Consider the following 15,385-nt stretch of genomic DNA (forward strand, 5'->3'; position numbering starts at 1 on the left):
AAATAGGCGGAAAAAGCGCTTCCCAGAACGCCGCGAGGGTGGTTATCAGAGGCTCGATGCGCTATATGATTCCCAGATAAAACCTCACCGGATTTCCCCTTGGCTGACGACGACGACAAGCCCGGCGACCAGCCGGCGCAACCCTCGGATATTCGCCCCGTCTCCATCTTCGAGGAGATGAAGAAGTCCTATCTCGACTACGCCATGAGCGTGATCGTGGCGCGGGCGCTGCCTGACGCCCGCGATGGCCTGAAGCCGGTGCATCGCCGCATCCTGTACTCGATGAACGAGCAGGGGCACACGCCGGACAAGAAGTACGTCAAGTCCGCCCGCGTGGTCGGTGACGTCATCGGTAAATATCATCCGCATGGCGACCAGTCGATCTACGACGCCATGGTCCGGATGGCGCAGGACTTCTCCATGCGCGTGCCGCTGATCGACGGCCAGGGCAATTTCGGCTCGGTCGACGGCGATCCCCCGGCTGCCTATCGTTATACCGAAGCCCGATTGACGAAGGCGGCGCTGGCTCTGCTGGCCGACATCGACAAGGACACGGTCGACTTCCAGCCGAACTACGACAACAACGAGACCGAACCGTCGGTCTTGCCAGCCAAGTTCCCGAACCTTCTCGTCAACGGCGCCGGCGGCATCGCGGTCGGCATGGCGACCAACATCCCGCCGCACAATCTCGGCGAGGTCATCGACGCCTGCGTCGCGCTGATCGACAACCCCGCGCTCACCATCGACGAGCTCATCAACATCGTGCCGGGACCGGACTTCCCGACCGGCGGCGTCATCCTCGGACGGCAGGGCATCCGCGCCGCCTATCACCTCGGCCGCGGCTCGGTCATGATGCGCGGCAAGGTCGCGATCGAGACCATCCGCAAGGAGCGCGAGGCGATCATCATCACCGAGATTCCCTACCAGGTGAACAAGGCGACGATGGTCGAGCGCATCGCCGAGCTGGTCAAGGAAAAGAAGATCGAAGGCATCGGCGACCTGCGCGATGAATCCGATCGCGACGGCTACCGCGTCGTCATCGAATTGAAGCGCGACGCCGTGCCGGATGTGGTGCTCAATCAGCTCTACAGGTTCACGCCGCTGCAGACGAGCTTCGGCGTCAACATGGTGGCGCTCGACAGCGGCCGTCCACGGGTCATGCACCTGAAGGACCTGCTGGCGATCTTCGTCGACTTCCGCGAGCGGGTCGTCACGCGGCGCACCAAGTTCCTGCTCGCCAAGGCCCGAGATCGCGCCCATGTTTTGGTCGGTCTCGCCATCGCAGTCGCCAATATCGACGAGATGATCCGCGTCATCCGGACCTCGCCCGACCCGACCACCGCCCGCGACACCCTGATGTCGCGCGACTGGCCGGCCCGGGACGTCGAGGACATGCTGACGCTGATCGACGATCCGCGCCACCGCATCAGCGAGAACGGCACGATCCGGCTGTCGATGGAGCAGGCGAGGGCCATTCTCGATCTGCGCCTGCAACGCCTCACCGCACTCGGCCGCGACGAAATCCGCGAGGAGCTCGACAAGCTCGCCGGCGAGATCGCCGACTATCTCGACATCCTGCGCTCGCGCGACCGCGTGCTGGGCATCATCAAGTCCGAGCTCGCCGAAGTGAAGGCCGAGTTCGCAACCCCGCGCCGCACCGTCATCATCGAGCAGGAAGGTGAGGTCGAGGACGAGGACCTGATCCAGCGCGAGGACATGGTCGTCACCGTCTCGCACGCCGGCTACGTCAAGCGCGTGCCGCTGTCGGCCTACCGGGCCCAGCGCCGCGGCGGCAAGGGCCGCGCCGGCATGCAGACCCGCGATGAGGATTTTGTCAGCCGGCTGTTCGTGGCGTCCACGCATACTCCGATGCTGTTCTTCTCCTCGCGCGGACAGGTCTACAAGATCAAAGTCTGGCGCCTGCCGATGGCCGCGCCGAATGCGCGCGGCAAGGCGCTGATCAACATCCTGCCGCTGGAGCAGGGCGAGCGCATCACCACCATCATGCCGCTGCCGGAGGACGAGTCCACCTGGGGCAATCTCGACGTGATGTTTGCCACGACAGGCGGCAACGTCCGGCGCAACAAGCTGTCCGACTTCGTGGATGTCCGCCGCTCCGGCATCATCGCGATGAAGCTCGACGACAATGAAGCGATCGTCGACGTGCAGATCTGCACTGAGCACGACGACGTGCTTTTGACCGGCGCCGGCGGCCAGTGCATCCGCTTCCCCGTGACCGACGTGCGGGTGTTCACCGGCCGCACCTCGATGGGCGTGCGCGGCATTGCGCTTGCCGAGGGCGACAAGGTGATCTCGCTGGCGATCCTGCGCCACGTCGAGACGACGTCCGACGAGCGCTCGGCGTACCTGAAGATGCGTCGTGCGGTCGCCGGCGAAGCTGCGGCCGAGGAGCCGGCGGCGGACGCCGAGACCGAGGAGACCTCCGGCAGCTTCCAACTCGCCCAGGAGCGTTACGTCGAGATGTCAGCGCAGGAGCAGGTCGTGCTGACCGTGTCCGTCAACGGTTACGGCAAGCGGACGTCGTCCTACGAGTACCGCACCACGGGCCGCGGCGGCAAAGGCATCGTCGCCATGAGCGTCAACAACCGCAACGGCAACCTCGTAGCGTCGTTCCCCGTGGAGGATGCTGATCAAATCATGCTGGTTACCGACAAGGGTCAGCTGATCCGCTGCCCGGTCGAAGGCATCCGCGTCGCCGGCCGCTCGACCCAGGGCGTGATCGTGTTCGACACCGCGGAGGACGAACACGTCGTCTCGGTCGAGCACATCACGGAAGAGGCCGAGAGCGGAAACGGGGCGAATGGGGAGTCGAACGGGGAGTGATGCGTCACCCCGTAGCCCGGATGGAGCGCAAGCGAAATCCGGGTTCTTCATTCGGACGGCTGTCCCGGATTGAGTTGTGCTCGATCCGGATACTGCACTGACCAGCTAAATCTCCAGCTCCGTGCCGAATTCCACCACCTGCTTGGTAGGTACGCCGAAGAACGCGGCGGAGCGTTCGGCGTTGCGTTGCAGGAAGGCGAACACGGTTTCGCGCCAGACCCACATGCCCGGCACGTCCTCGCGCGGGATGATTGTCTCGCGGCCGACGTAATAGGTGATGTCGGAGAGGTCGATGCCGGGCAGCTTGCCGTGGCGGCAGGCGAAGGTCAGCCCTTCGTAAATCGTCGGGTTCTGCATGAAGCCGTAATGCAGAACGACGCGGGTAATGCCGGGAATGATCTCGATCACCTCGATGCGGTCTTCGTCGGCGATGTGAGGAAGCTCCTCGATCAGCACGGTGACCAGGACGATGCGCTCGTGCAGCACGTGGTTGTGCTTGACGAACTGGGTCAGTGCCAGCGGCACGCCGCGCGGCGCCGAGGCCAGGAACACGGCGGTGCCGGGGAGTCTGGCGCTGCACTGGTTGACCGCGGTCTCGATCAGATCCTCCTCGGGCTGGCGCAGCTTCGCGCGTGCGGCTTCGACGAGCTTCACGCCGCTGCGCCAGGTCAGCATCAGGAAGGCGACGAAGCCCGCCAGCATCAGCGGAAACCAGCCGCCCTCGAACAGCTTGATCGAATTGGCCGAGAAGAAGATCAAATCGATCACGAAGAAGAAGCCGTTCACGGCAACCACGAGCCACGGTGAATAGCCCCACTGGATCGCGACCAGGGCGGCGAGCAGCGTGGTGATCGCCATCAATAGCGACACCGCGATGCCGTAGGCGCCGGCCAGCGCCTCCGAGCTGCCGAAACTCAGCACGGCGCCGAGCGTTGCGGCGGCGAGCAGCCAGTTCACCAACGGCACGTAGATCTGGCCGATCGCGTCGCTCGTGGTGTGACGGATCTGCATGCGCGGCAGGAAGCCGAGCTGGATCGACTGCTGCGTCAACGAGAACACGCCGGAGATGATGGCTTGCGAGGCGATCACGGTCGCGACCGCCGAGAACGCGACCAGCGGATAATGCAGGGCGTCAGGGCAGAGCTGGAAGAACGGATTTTCGATCATGGTGGGATCGGTGATCAGCAGCGCGGCCTGGCCGAAATAGTTCAGCACGAGCGCAGGCAGGCAGATCGCGAACCAGGCCAGCCGGATCGGCAGGCGGCCGAAATGCCCCATGTCGGCGTACATGGCTTCGCCGCCGGTCACCGCGAGGAAGGCGGCCCCCAGGATCGCGAAGGAGACATGAAAATCCTGATGGATCAGGAAGTCGAACGCATAGAGCGGGCTGAGCGCCGCCAGCACCGCCGGCGCCTTGACGATGCCGTGGATGCCGAGCGCTGCCAGCACGAAGAACCAGGCCAGCATCACCGGTCCGAAGATGCGGCCGATGAAGCCGGTGCCCTGCTTCTGCATCATGAACAGTCCGATCAGGATGACGACGGTCACGGGCACAACCGCCGGCGCGAGCGAGGGTGCGTCGACCTTCAGACCTTCGATGGCTGAGAGCACGGAGATGGCCGGCGTGATCGCGCCGTCCCCGTACAGTAGCGCGGCGCCGATGAGGCCGACGACCAGCAAATGCGCGCGCCAGGTACCGGGTTGAGCGTTGCGGGCATGCAGCAAGGCCAGCAGCGCGACGATGCCGCCTTCGCCGCGGTTATCCGCACGCAGAATCAACAGCGCATATTTCAGTGAGATGATCAGCAACAGCGCCCAGAGGATCAGCGAGGCGACGCCCAGAACGGCATCGTTCGTCAAAGTGCCGCCATGGGCGGCGGCCTTGGCGGCTTCCTTCAGGGCGTAGAGGGGGCTGGTGCCGATATCGCCATAGACCACCCCGAGGGCGCCCATGGTCATGGCAATCGGCAGTGGATCAGGTTGATGGCCGGAGGCGACTGCAGGCGTGCTGGACAATGGCGACCCCCCGATGGGATCGCGCCCGACGGGTCATTCCGACGGGCGCGAGCATCAGGCAGTGTGCGACGGGACGTCGCAAATATCCATGGGGTATATCTTTGGGGTTTATCTTGAGAGTTAGCTGACGCGAAACTGACAGACCCCCACTACGGAGTACGGTTGGCAGTCACAAGGCGAGCCTCGCGGATGTTGGCTTTGGTGCCGGCCTGGCGGAGGCAGGACGCTTCGAAATTCGGCCAGGCCTGCTGCGAGCAGTCCTTGCCGACGGTACGGATATCGAGCCGGTCGCTCTTGGCAAGCGGCTGCGGCACGCTCGCCTCGACGGTGGGGGCGAAGCCGGGCAGGAGCGTGAGGGTGGCAGCAACACACGCAGAAATGGCGATCGCCGAAAGAGCCTTGATCATGACAGTCCCCTGTGATGCGGCCGCTACGCCCAGTGTGCGGCCCGTCGTTCGTTGGCTGGATTAGTAACCATGGCCAGTTTCCGGACGTCTTCGCGAACGCGGGAAATGGTTTCGTTCGCGCTCCGTTTTGTGTCGTGGCCGCCCTCAGGACGAAACAATTCGGCGCATTCCGACACGCTTCTGCGGAAAAACCGCCAGGGAACCTGACCGGCTTGCCGGGCCGGGCAGGGCGCGGTAGGACGTGGCCATGCCGCGCATTGCTTTCTATCCAGGTTCCTTCGACCCCATCACCAACGGCCATCTGGACGTGGTCCGGCACAGCGTGTCGCTGTGCGACAGGCTTGTTGTCGCGATCGGGGTGCACCCCGGCAAGAAGCCTCTGTTCTCGACCGAGGAGCGGCTGAAGATGCTCCATGACGTCTGCGGGCCGGTGGCCGCCCAGGCCGGCTGCGTGCTCGAGGCCGTGACGTTTGACGATCTGTCGGTGACCTCGGCGCGCAAGCACGGTGCCACGATCATGATTCGGGGCCTGCGCGACGGCACCGACCTCGACTACGAGATGCAGCTCGCCGGCATGAACGAGGCCATGGCGCCCGAGGTGCATACGATCTTCCTGCCGGCCTCTCCCATGGTCCGCCCGATCACCGCCACTTTGGTGCGCCAGATCGCTGCCATGGGCGGGGATGTCTCGGCCTTCGTCCCGCCGCTGGTTGCGGCCCAGCTCAAGGCAAAATTCGCCTGATAACGGCGCGTTTCCTTTCTCATCTCTGATCCGGAGTTGTCATGATCCGAATTCTCGCAGTTCTTGCCGCGGTTCTGTTCGCGGTGCCGGCCTTCGCGCAAGCCTTGCCGGCCGGCCTCGACAAGGCCAACGCCATCGTCATCGACTCCACCAAGGGCCGCATCGTCATCAAGCTCCGGCCGGACCTTGCGCCCCAGCACGCCGAGCGAATCAAGCAGCTCGCGCGCGAGGGTTTTTACAACAACGTGCCGTTCCACCGCGTCATGGATGGCTTCATGGCGCAGACCGGCGACGGTCAGAACTTCAATGGCACCGGCGGCTCGAAATATCCGAACCTGAAGCAGGAATTCTCGAAGGTGCATTTTGCGCGCGGCATCGTCGGCATGGCCCGGCGCGGCGACAGCGTCGACACCGCCAATTCGCAGTTCTTCATCATGTTTGCCGACGGCGGCAGCCTCGACAACCAGTACACCGTGATCGGCGAGGTCGTGCAGGGCATGGACGTCGTCGACAAGCTGAAGAAGGCGCCTCCCGGATCGAGCGGCGGCACCGTCACCGACCCCGACAAGATGGTGAAGGTGCAGGTCGCTTCCGACATCAAATAGGAGCGGCGATGGCGCGCTGCGGTGGCAAGCTCCTGCTGGTTGCCGCGGTGCTGCTGCTCGGCGTCCCAGGCGCGGTCGCCGAGGACGCACAGGTCAACACCATTCAGGACATCTTCCGGCATTTGCGCACCTGCTGGAAGCCGCCGCCCGCCGCCAGGGCCCGCCCGATCGACATCACCGTCGTGGTGAGCTTCAACCGGGCTGGAAACATTCTGGGCCATCCGAGGATTACCTATGAATCCGCGGAGGCTTCCGACAATGACCGGCTGCAATACCGGGTCGCGGTGATGGAGGCATTGCAACGCTGCACGCCGATGCCATTTACCGATGCGATGGCCGGCGCCGCTGCGGGGCGTCCGTTCGCGATCCAGTTTCGCAACCGCAAATCTTCACCTGACAGGACTTCACCCCCAACCCAAGAGAGACGAGCATGAGCGCCACCGAAAACACACTGATCCTCGAGACCACGCAGGGCCCCGTCACCATCGAGATGCGGCCTGATCTGGCGCCCGGCCACGTCGCACGCATCAAGGAACTCGTGCGCGAAGGCTTCTACGACGGCATCGTATTCCATCGCGTGATCGACGGCTTCATGGCGCAGACCGGCTGCCCCCAGGGCACCGGCACCGGCGGCTCCGGCCAGAAGCTGAAGGCCGAGTTCAACAAGGAGCCGCATGTGCGCGGCACCACCTCGATGGCGCGCGCCGCCAGCCCGGATTCCGGCGATAGCCAGTTCTTCATCTGCTTCGACGATGCCCGCTTCCTCGACAACCAGTACACGGTGTGGGGCAAGGTCACCGAGGGCATGGAGAACGTCGACAAGATCAAGCGTGGCGAGCCCGTGCAGAACCCCGACAAGATCGTCAAGGCGCGGATGGCGGCTGACGCGGCGTAGGCGTTCAACCCTCATGGTGAGGAGGCGCGTGGCGCCGTCTCGAACCATGAAGGCCGAGCTGCAGCAGCGGGGCCTTCATCCGTCGAGACGCGCGTTCCGCACCCCTCAGGATGAGGAGTGACTGTGCGGCCCTGAGACCGAGATGCGCACCGACTTCTTCGATTTCGACCTGCCCGCCGAGCGCATCGCATTGCGCCCGGCGAGCCCGCGCGACTCCGCGAAGATGCTGGTCGTCGATCGCGGCACGCTGCGCGACCAAATCATCACCGACCTGCCGCAATGGCTGAAGCCGGGCGACCAGCTCGTCGTCAACGACACCAAGGTGATCGCGGCGCAATTAAAAGGCCGTCGCATCGGCCGCGAGACCGAGCCGAAGATCGAGGCAACGCTGATCAAGCGCCTCGACGGCTCGCGCTGGCAGGCGTTGGTGAAGCCTGCCAAGAAACTCATCGCCGGCGACCGCATCCGCTTCGGCAATGAGGGCAAGGTCTGCCTGCTCGGCCATCTCGACGCCGAGGTCGAGGCGAAGGGCGGGGAAGGCGAGGTGACGCTGTCATTTTCGTTTCACGGCCCGACGCTGGATCAAGCCATCGCCGATCTCGGCAGCCCGCCGCTGCCGCCCTACATCGCCTCGAAACGCACGCCTGATGATCAGGATCTCGCCGACTACCAGACCATGTTCGCTGTGAACGAAGGCGCCGTTGCCGCGCCGACAGCAGGCCTGCATTTCACCCCGGCGCTGGAGCAGGCGATGCACGCGCGCGGCGTCGGCATCAATCGCGTCACGCTGCATGTCGGGGCAGGGACCTTCCTGCCGGTGAAGGTGGACGACACCGAAGGCCACAAGATGCATGCCGAGTGGGGTACGCTGTCGTCCGAGACGGCGGAGCGGCTCAACACGGCGCACAAGAACGGCGGCCGTATCATCGCGGTTGGCACCACGTCGTTGCGCCTGATCGAAAGCGCAGCCAGCGAGGACGGCACCATTGAGCCGTTCGCCGCCGAGACGTCGATCTTCATCACCCCCGGCTATCGCTTCCGCGCCGTTGATATTCTGCTGACCAATTTCCATTTGCCGAAGTCGACACTGTTCATGCTGGTGTCGGCGTTCTCCGGGCTGGAGGCGATGCAGCAAGCCTATGCACACGCGATCGCAACCGGCTATCGGTTCTATTCGTACGGGGATGCCTGTTTGCTGTTTCCGGCGCGGGAGTGACGCGGGCGGCGTTCTCGTGCTATACTGCTCATACGTTTTGCATGGATCGAGTGGCCGATGAACATCCGTTCCGCGAAAGTCGATGAGCTTGCCCAGCGCCTCGCCCGCTTGACGGGGGAAGATATCGAGACGGCGCTCGAACGCGCCATCGAGGAGCGCTTGTCTCGCGTGGCATCGCCGGCGGTCGATAGGAGGGCCGCCCTGACGTCGTTCCTCGAGCGAACCGCTGGCTTGCCCGTTCTCGATTCTCGGCCTGCAGACGAAATCCTCGGCTATGACCGTTTCGGGCTGCCGTCCTGATGGTGCTGGATACGTCTGCGATCGTCGCGACCGTCACCAACGAGCCAGATGGGCAGCGCTATCGGAAAGCCATGCTGGATGCTGCCAGCCTGTCGATGTCAGCAGTAGCAATCCTGGAAACAAGATCGTTCTCTCTGCTCGCCTCGGAGCATCGGCCGTGAAGTTCTTCGACGAATTGCTGGAGACTGCCGGGATTGTCGTAGTGCCGTTCGACGCAGACATGGCGAAAGGCGCGTTCGAGGCATTTCAACGCTTCGGCAAGGGCGGGGGGCATCCGGCGCAGCTCAACATCGTCGATTGTGCGGTCTACGCTTGGCGAAAGCGCGTTCGCAACCGCTGCTCTTCAAGGGAGCCGACTTTGCTAAGACAGACATTCTCCCCGCGTTGACCTGACCGCGCTATTTGCCATTGTAGGGTGGGCAAAGCGAAGCGTGCCGACCAACTTTCTTGATGCGAAGTGGTGGGCACGGCGCTTGCGCGCCTTTGCCCACCTTACGCATCTTCCGTTACGCCATCACCCGCTGTGGCAGGAGCTCCGCGATCTGCACCGCGTTGAGCGCAGCGCCCTTGAGCAGCTGGTCCGCCGCCACGAACATCGAGATCGAATGCCCGGAGGGGTCGCTGAAGTCCTTGCGGATGCGGCCGACCAGGACGTCGTCCTGGCCCGAGGCGTCGATCGGCATCGGGAAGTAGTTCCTGGCACGGTCGTCGACGACCTTGACGCCGCGCGCTCGTGCCATGATGGCGCGGACCTGGTCCTCGCTGATCGGCTTCTCGCATTCGAAGGTGATGGCCTCGCAATGAGCCCGCAGCACCGGCACACGCACGCAGGTGACGCCGATCGCGATCTTGTCGTCCTCAAAGATCTTGCGGGTTTCGTTGATGACCTTGGTCTCTTCGTCGTTGTAGCCGGTGTCAGGGTCGATCGCCGTGTTGTGGTTGAAGAGGTTGAACGCGTAGGGATGCGGCATCACCTTCGGCGTATAAACCTGCCCGTTGAGGTTGGCGCGGGTGGACTCGACCAGCTCCTCCATCGCGGCAGCGCCGGCGCCGGAGGCCGCCTGGTAGGTCGAGATGATCACCCGCTTGATGCGGTTGCTCTGGTGGATCGGCCACAGCGGCACCAGCGCCGTGATGGCGGCGCAGTTCGGGTTGGCGATGATGCCCTTGTGGTCGCGGATGCGATTCGCGTTGATCTCGGGGATCACCAGCGGCACGTTCGGGTCCATGCGGAAGGCGGAGGAGTTGTCGACGACGACGGCGCCCGCCTTGACTGCGATCGGCGCGAACTTCTTGGAGATGCTGCCGCCGGCGGAGAACAGGGCGATGTCGACGCCTTCGAAGGCGCGTTCGGTCAGCTCCTCGATGACGACGTCTTGCCCACGGAACGACACCGTCTTGCCGGCCGAGCGGGCGCTGGCCAGCGCCTTGAGCTTGCCGACGCGAAAGCCGCGCTTGTCCATGGTGGCGATGAATTCGGCGCCCACCGCACCGGTGACGCCGACAATCGCGACGACGGGATCGTTACTCACTTTGTCCTCCATTGAATTGCGATCTAAACAACAAAAAAGCCCCGGACCATCATGGGCGGGGCTTCGGTAGAGTGGATTGCGTTCTAGTCGACGACTACACGCGCACGCCTCCCCGGGCCCCGAAGGCCGTGGTGGTTTTAGTCGTGCGTTTGGTGGTCGCGAACATGGCGGGAGCTTATGCGGGAGAGTCCTGCCCCCGTCAATGGCTTTTCGGCGGGATTGGGGCTGCCGCTATTTGGTCCGGGCGCCCGGCGGTTCGAGGATGACCTCCTTGAGGTTGTCGCCACTGATGACGACGATCGCGAAATTCAGCCGGCCGCGTTCGCGCACCAGTCCGCCGCTGATGGCTTTGCCGGAGGCCGCGCGTTCGGCGACGTGGACGGCATCCGCAAGTCGGTGCTTGATGGCACCGAGCGCTGCGAGATTGCTGCGATCGTCGAGGTCGAGCTCGGCGAGAGGGAGGGCGGCTTCCCCGCCGACGAGCTCGCCGGTCGCGGCATTGATGGTGTGGCGCCAGATCCGGTCGTTGTGCAGGGTCTTCACCCGGTAGACCGGCACGCCTGAGGCTCCGTCGAAACTCACATCCGCCGTGGTGGCACCGACGTGGCGGGCTTCCGCAATCGCCATGGCCTGGTTGATCGAGATCGACGAGCTGCGGAAGCGCTCGATCTCGCGGCTGACCGCTTGGCGGTCGGCCTCGGCGTCACCATCTGTGTCGTTGTGAAGGGTGGTCGGCGTGCCCGTGCTCACGATCGCCCGCGCCGGCGCTGCGAGGAGGAGTGCGGACAGGGCGATCGCGAGCAGTCCCGAGATCCGTCGTTTGGCCGTCGTCATGCTCGAACCCTCGGCCAGCGAGTATGCCGGATGATCGTCAAGAATTTGCGGCCGACCTTGGGCATCGGTCGGCCGCTGAGCGTCGCGACGGGCTGTACCGCCGGGACGATCGAAGCGGTGCGGACCTCTTGGGGCTGGTGAAAAAGCGATCCGCATCGCCCTATAATTAAACCATACCGTATCGTTTTGTTTCGGTCAACGGCGCGGCCACGAGATCTCCCGGAAAGTTCGCAACCTCACGGAATTGTCAGCGCGACGGGCGGCGTCGCTGAGTGCCCTTGGCGGCACTCTGGCTGCCGTCCGCTGATCCCAGCGCGCCTGCCAGGAACAGCTTGATCGCAGCGCGCATGCGCTTTTCCGCGGCCTTCATCTCCGGCGGCGTTCCAAACGTCGCCAGACGATGGTTATGACCGACGACGACGTCGAGGAACACTTCCGCCGCGATGGTGGTGTCGTCGACGTCGAGCGCGCCTTGCGCCACCAGATGGTCGAAGAAGCGTGCCGTGGTGGCGACGGCCTTGAGCCAGCCTTCCTCCTTGCCGAGCTTGGCGATGTCGGGAAAGTTGATGGCCTGCGACGTCATCATGCGGCTGAAGGCGACGGCATCGGGTCCGCAGGTGAATGTCAGCATCTCGCGCCCGATCTCGACGAGCCGTTGCTCGACCGAGATATCCGAGGCGCTGCCGAGCTGCGTCTCGGCGGCCGCGGACAGCGGTGCCAGCCATCGCGCGATCTCGCGTCTCAGCACGGCTGCAAACAGGCCGCGCTTGTCGCCGTAACGGGCATAGACGGTGGGCTTGCTCACTCGCGCGGCTTCCGCGACCGCATCGAGCGAGGTCGCATCAAAGCCGCGATCCAGGAACAGGCGGGTTGCGACCTCGATCAGCCGCTGATCGCGCTCGATCGCGGCGCTTTTCGTCGGCCGGCCGCCGCGCGATTTCGGCACCTCGCGCCGCGGCGCCGCCGGTCTTGTCCTGGTCGCAGTCAATCCCATGCCCAATGATTCCTGCGCGGTCGTGACATCAGTCATTGCTCTATAACGCGCGGCAACGAGTGCGTCATGGCTAATCTGGCCGAATGATCGCATCGTCAACCGTCTCGGCACGGCCCCGTTCCTCACCGAGCGCTCACGGAAGCGTCGAAGTCCAGGCCTCGCCCGAAGCCGCCTTCTCATATCCGTACTGATACAGCGCCCGCATATAAGCGGTGTCGAACCCTTCCGAGGGGGCGGCCGGATAATCGCGCGCGATATAGGAGAGATGGAAGCCCAGGCGGTTGCGCTTCGCAAAATCATAAGTCGAGAAGATGATCGAGCGGGTCTGCGACTGACGACAGGCTGCGGGAGGCAACGTCGATGGTGCTGTTGGAGACGAGCTCGAAATTGCGTTCGATCTTCTTGTTGACGAGGATGTAGATGTCCAGCTTCGCAGGGCCGGGAAGGCGACTGCCCTGGAAAAGCAAGGCTTCCGGCAGCGTCAGCACCGGGGCCGTCACACCGCCGTCGACATGCATCTCCTGAAATCTGCGGCCCTCGCCTTCGGCGTCGATCATGATCGGCGGAAACACCAGCGGGATGCTGGCGGAGGCCGCCATCACGTCGCGAAACAGCTTGAGCGCCTCGGGCGTGCCGACCGCGGCGATCCTGCCCATGTCCCAGATCGCGGTGCGCTGGGTGTCGAGATCGGTCGTCACCACCAGCAGCCTTCGGCCCTTGGCGTTTTCATGGGCGACCTGCGCCATGATCTCCGGTCCGACATAGCGGGCGACGAGCTCGCGCAGCCGGGTGTTGCCGAACAGGCCGGATCCGAACAGCACGCGCATGATGCTGGGATCGCTCAACAGGCTCTCCGCGACGCCGCTGGTATAGACCTCCTTCAGCGTGTCGTCATATTGCGAGCCGAGAAACGCAAAGGGCGCAATCAGGCCGCCGGTGCTCACGCCCGAGACAACCGAGAAGGTGGGACGGGTTCTGGCCGCGGTCCAGCCGTTGAGCACACCGACGCCGTAGGCGCCATCTGCGCCGCCGCCTGACAGCGCCAGGTAGGACTTCGTCGCGGTGCTGGTGTCCTTCTCGAAATTGAATTTCGTGATGGGTTCGTCGGCGTAGCGCCGCAGGCCATCAATATCGAGCACGCGCGATGTGCTGGCTTCGGTGGCCGTATAGGGCGTGCGGGGCAGGGAGGTGCAGGCGCCGAGCGCCAAGCTGCACGTCAGGACCAGCAATCCGAACAGGCGGGCGCCGGTCCACCTCGTCCAGCCATGCGAACGGCCGGCTGGGTCAGTCGAACTTGAAGGGAGGGGCATTGCGGTGGCTGGCGATCACGCATCTACCGCCGCCGGCAACATCGCCGCGGCATCTCGTCCAGCCCAAGGTAAAACTACACTGTGTCGTTTTGTTTAACAAGCGTCGCAGGCGCACAATTCCGTGTCCCCCAATATTTGAACCCATTGTCCCAGTCTGATGCATAAGCCGGCCGAGGCATCGCCCGAGCGGGTTGATCGGCCTGCTCCGACACGCAATAAGCACCGTCATGAATCGTCCTGACACCGGTCTGCCCAATCATTTCGAACTGCTCGCCACCGATGGCGCCGCGCGCACCGGGCGCCTGACCACGCCGCACGGCGTGGTGCGCACGCCCGCCTTCATGCCGGTCGGTACCGCCGGCGCGATGAAGGGCATGCACTGGCGCGAGGTGCGTGAGGCCGGTGCCGACATCGTGCTCGGCAACACCTATCATCTGATGCTGCGTCCCGGCGCCGAGCGGATCGCGGCGCTTGGCGGCTTGCAGACATTCACCGGCTGGAACGGGCCGATGCTGACGGATTCCGGCGGCTTCCAGGTGATGTCGCTGGCGGATCTGCGCAAGGTCAGCGAGCAGGCCGTGACCTTCCGTTCGCATATCGACGGCGCCAAGGTCGAGCTGTCGCCGGAGCGCTCGATCGAGGTGCAGCGTTTGCTCGGCTCCGATATCGCCATGCAGATGGACGAATGCGTGCGACTGCCCGCCGAGCGCGCCGACATCGACCGCGCGATGCAATTGTCGCTGCGCTGGGCCGAGCGAAGCAAGCGCGCCTTCGAGAGCGCGCCCGACGGCTACATGCTGTTCGGCATCGTGCAGGGCGGCGACATACCCCAGCTTCGCCATGCCAGCGCGCAAGGCCTCATCGAGATCGGTTTCCATGGTTATGCCATTGGCGGCCTCGCCGTCGGTGAGCCGCAGGCGGTGATGCTGGCGATGATCGACGAGACAGCGCCGCTGCTGCCGAGAGAGCGGCCGCGCTACCTGATGGGCGTCGGCACACCCGACGACATCCTCGAGGCGGTCAAGCGCGGCATCGACATGTTCGACTGCGTGATGCCGACGCGCAATGGCCGGCATGGCGTTGCCTTCACACGCTTCGGCCAGGTGAATTTGCGCAACGCGCGCCACGCCGACGATCCCCGTCCGCTCGACGAAGAGAGCTCCTGGCCGTCGGCGCGCAGCTACGCGCGCGCCTATTTGCACCATCTCGTCAAGGCGGGCGAGACGCTGGGTGCGATGCTGCTGTCCGAGATCAATATCGCTTATTACCAGTTCCTGATGCAGGGCATCAGGGACGCGATCGCACAGGGAACGTTCGAGGAGTTCTATCGGCGTACGCGCGAAGACTGGGGGAGGGGCGACATCGCCCCGCGCTAGGTCAAGTGCAAAACGTCAGTTGCAGACGAGGCGCTGCTTGACGGAGTGCTTGGTCACGAAGCCGTAGCCGCAATTGTCGCAGGTCCAGAGATAGCTGATCACGTGTTCCGACAAATACGCAGAACCTTCGGCGGCGATCATGGAGTCGGCGCAGACGGGACAGGCCGGCAACTCACTGCAACGCGGAGCGCGGTTCGGTGCGACGGTCGACAACACTTCAGCGACTGCTGACATCGTGGTGACCTCCCAGCTTGAGACCTAAGTCTAACATAAGCAGAATCAGTTGACGAGGTCGCAACACAAATGCGTTGGTT

16 protein-coding genes and 1 pseudogene are annotated in these 15,385 nt (G+C 64.3%); 10 read left to right on the plus strand and 7 right to left on the minus strand.

The annotated features are described in order from the left end of the window. The first annotated feature begins 99 nt into the window (after positions 1 to 99). Positions 100 to 2,844 carry a DNA gyrase subunit A gene (gene gyrA, locus IVB54_RS19365; RefSeq protein ID WP_018457993.1) on the plus strand — a complete coding sequence of 915 codons (2,745 nt, stop codon included), beginning with the start codon at positions 100 to 102 and terminating at the stop codon, positions 2,842 to 2,844. Positions 2,845 to 2,949: 105 nt separating this feature from the next. On the opposite strand, the gene IVB54_RS19370 is transcribed toward gyrA, so the two are convergent. After that, positions 2,950 to 4,803 carry a KUP/HAK/KT family potassium transporter gene (locus IVB54_RS19370; RefSeq protein WP_018457992.1) on the minus strand — a complete coding sequence of 618 codons (1,854 nt, stop codon included), beginning with the start codon at positions 4,801 to 4,803 and terminating at the stop codon, positions 2,950 to 2,952. A 206-nt stretch (positions 4,804 to 5,009) separates the two neighbouring features. Beyond that, positions 5,010 to 5,267 carry a hypothetical protein gene (locus tag IVB54_RS19375; RefSeq protein WP_018457991.1) on the minus strand — a complete coding sequence of 86 codons (258 nt, stop codon included), beginning with the start codon at positions 5,265 to 5,267 and terminating at the stop codon, positions 5,010 to 5,012. Positions 5,268 to 5,514: 247 nt separating this feature from the next. On the opposite strand from IVB54_RS19375, the gene coaD reads away from it, so the two are divergent. From coaD to IVB54_RS19415, 8 genes are all read left to right on the plus strand, one after another. Beyond that, positions 5,515 to 6,009 (plus strand): pantetheine-phosphate adenylyltransferase, encoded by a 495-nt coding sequence (coaD, locus tag IVB54_RS19380; protein WP_018457990.1) that lies wholly within the window; start codon positions 5,515 to 5,517, stop codon positions 6,007 to 6,009. 41 nt (positions 6,010 to 6,050) lie between these two features. Further along, positions 6,051 to 6,614 (plus strand): peptidylprolyl isomerase, encoded by a 564-nt coding sequence (locus tag IVB54_RS19385; protein WP_018457989.1) that lies wholly within the window; start codon positions 6,051 to 6,053, stop codon positions 6,612 to 6,614. 8 nt (positions 6,615 to 6,622) lie between these two features. Continuing rightward, positions 6,623 to 7,048, plus strand: coding sequence for a hypothetical protein (locus IVB54_RS19390; RefSeq protein WP_018457988.1), 426 nt, complete (start codon positions 6,623 to 6,625; stop codon positions 7,046 to 7,048). Beyond that, positions 7,045 to 7,509 (plus strand): peptidylprolyl isomerase, encoded by a 465-nt coding sequence (locus tag IVB54_RS19395; RefSeq protein WP_018457987.1) that lies wholly within the window; start codon positions 7,045 to 7,047, stop codon positions 7,507 to 7,509. The genes IVB54_RS19390 and IVB54_RS19395 overlap by 4 nt, the downstream gene beginning before the upstream one ends. A gap of 142 nt (positions 7,510 to 7,651) precedes the next feature. Then, positions 7,652 to 8,725 (plus strand): tRNA preQ1(34) S-adenosylmethionine ribosyltransferase-isomerase QueA, encoded by a 1,074-nt coding sequence (gene queA, locus IVB54_RS19400; RefSeq protein ID WP_018457986.1) that lies wholly within the window; start codon positions 7,652 to 7,654, stop codon positions 8,723 to 8,725. A 57-nt stretch (positions 8,726 to 8,782) separates the two neighbouring features. Further along, on the plus strand, positions 8,783 to 9,025 hold the full coding sequence (locus IVB54_RS19405; protein ID WP_018457985.1) for a type II toxin-antitoxin system VapB family antitoxin: 243 nt from the start codon (positions 8,783 to 8,785) through the stop codon (positions 9,023 to 9,025). Beyond that, a complete protein-coding gene (locus tag IVB54_RS19410; RefSeq protein ID WP_018457984.1) occupies positions 9,025 to 9,186 on the plus strand; it encodes a type II toxin-antitoxin system VapC family toxin in 162 nt (53 codons plus the stop codon). Before IVB54_RS19405 ends, IVB54_RS19410 begins: the two co-directional genes overlap by 1 nt. After that, a complete protein-coding gene (locus tag IVB54_RS19415) occupies positions 9,183 to 9,413 on the plus strand; it encodes a type II toxin-antitoxin system VapC family toxin (RefSeq protein WP_245288491.1) in 231 nt (76 codons plus the stop codon). Before IVB54_RS19410 ends, IVB54_RS19415 begins: the two co-directional genes overlap by 4 nt. 118 nt (positions 9,414 to 9,531) lie before the next feature. Here the strand turns inward: IVB54_RS19415 and IVB54_RS19420 are convergent, their stop codons facing one another. The 4 genes and pseudogenes from IVB54_RS19420 to IVB54_RS19435 all read right to left on the minus strand — a co-directional run bounded on the left by IVB54_RS19420 (position 9,532) and on the right by IVB54_RS19435 (position 13,718). Beyond that, a complete protein-coding gene (locus IVB54_RS19420) occupies positions 9,532 to 10,569 on the minus strand; it encodes an aspartate-semialdehyde dehydrogenase (protein ID WP_018457983.1) in 1,038 nt (345 codons plus the stop codon). 219 nt (positions 10,570 to 10,788) lie between these two features. After that, positions 10,789 to 11,391 (minus strand): PepSY domain-containing protein, encoded by a 603-nt coding sequence (locus tag IVB54_RS19425; protein ID WP_018457982.1) that lies wholly within the window; start codon positions 11,389 to 11,391, stop codon positions 10,789 to 10,791. 247 nt (positions 11,392 to 11,638) lie between these two features. Further along, positions 11,639 to 12,385, minus strand: coding sequence for a TetR/AcrR family transcriptional regulator (locus IVB54_RS19430; protein ID WP_018457980.1), 747 nt, complete (start codon positions 12,383 to 12,385; stop codon positions 11,639 to 11,641). 133 nt (positions 12,386 to 12,518) lie between these two features. After that, positions 12,519 to 13,718 (minus strand): annotated as a pseudogene (locus IVB54_RS19435) (patatin-like phospholipase family protein). Positions 13,719 to 13,922: 204 nt separating this feature from the next. Here IVB54_RS19435 and tgt point away from each other — a divergent pair. Continuing rightward, positions 13,923 to 15,071 carry a tRNA guanosine(34) transglycosylase Tgt gene (gene tgt / locus IVB54_RS19440; RefSeq protein WP_247296644.1) on the plus strand — a complete coding sequence of 383 codons (1,149 nt, stop codon included), beginning with the start codon at positions 13,923 to 13,925 and terminating at the stop codon, positions 15,069 to 15,071. Between the two features lie 15 nt (positions 15,072 to 15,086). Here tgt and IVB54_RS19445 read toward each other — a convergent pair whose 3' ends face one another. After that, positions 15,087 to 15,305: a hypothetical protein gene (locus tag IVB54_RS19445; RefSeq protein WP_026233474.1), complete on the minus strand. Its 219-nt coding sequence runs from the start codon at positions 15,303 to 15,305 to the stop codon at positions 15,087 to 15,089. Between the last annotated feature and the right edge of the window lie 80 nt (positions 15,306 to 15,385).

Origin of the sequence: Bradyrhizobium sp. CW1, from assembly GCF_023100665.1 — a bacterium.
Lineage (GTDB): Bacteria > Pseudomonadota > Alphaproteobacteria > Rhizobiales > Xanthobacteraceae > Bradyrhizobium > Bradyrhizobium canariense_D.

What these genes read in the sequence shown, in the direction of transcription:
- tgt (WP_247296644.1), top strand. Translation starts at nt 13,923, where the DNA reads ATGAATCGTCCTGACACCGGTCTGCCCAATCATTTCGAACTGCTCGCC.
- IVB54_RS19420 (WP_018457983.1), bottom strand. Translation starts at nt 10,569, where the DNA reads ATGGAGGACAAAGTGAGTAACGATCCCGTCGTCGCGATTGTCGGCGTC.
- IVB54_RS19445 (WP_026233474.1), bottom strand. Translation starts at nt 15,305, where the DNA reads ATGTCAGCAGTCGCTGAAGTGTTGTCGACCGTCGCACCGAACCGCGCT.
- IVB54_RS19375 (WP_018457991.1), bottom strand. Translation starts at nt 5,267, where the DNA reads ATGATCAAGGCTCTTTCGGCGATCGCCATTTCTGCGTGTGTTGCTGCC.
- IVB54_RS19390 (WP_018457988.1), top strand. Translation starts at nt 6,623, where the DNA reads ATGGCGCGCTGCGGTGGCAAGCTCCTGCTGGTTGCCGCGGTGCTGCTG.
- IVB54_RS19430 (WP_018457980.1), bottom strand. Translation starts at nt 12,385, where the DNA reads ATGGGATTGACTGCGACCAGGACAAGACCGGCGGCGCCGCGGCGCGAG.
- IVB54_RS19385 (WP_018457989.1), top strand. Translation starts at nt 6,051, where the DNA reads ATGATCCGAATTCTCGCAGTTCTTGCCGCGGTTCTGTTCGCGGTGCCG.
- IVB54_RS19370 (WP_018457992.1), bottom strand. Translation starts at nt 4,803, where the DNA reads ATGACCATGGGCGCCCTCGGGGTGGTCTATGGCGATATCGGCACCAGC.
- IVB54_RS19410 (WP_018457984.1), top strand. Translation starts at nt 9,025, where the DNA reads ATGGTGCTGGATACGTCTGCGATCGTCGCGACCGTCACCAACGAGCCA.
- IVB54_RS19405 (WP_018457985.1), top strand. Translation starts at nt 8,783, where the DNA reads ATGAACATCCGTTCCGCGAAAGTCGATGAGCTTGCCCAGCGCCTCGCC.
- IVB54_RS19425 (WP_018457982.1), bottom strand. Translation starts at nt 11,391, where the DNA reads ATGACGACGGCCAAACGACGGATCTCGGGACTGCTCGCGATCGCCCTG.
- queA (WP_018457986.1), top strand. Translation starts at nt 7,652, where the DNA reads ATGCGCACCGACTTCTTCGATTTCGACCTGCCCGCCGAGCGCATCGCA.
- IVB54_RS19395 (WP_018457987.1), top strand. Translation starts at nt 7,045, where the DNA reads ATGAGCGCCACCGAAAACACACTGATCCTCGAGACCACGCAGGGCCCC.
- coaD (WP_018457990.1), top strand. Translation starts at nt 5,515, where the DNA reads ATGCCGCGCATTGCTTTCTATCCAGGTTCCTTCGACCCCATCACCAAC.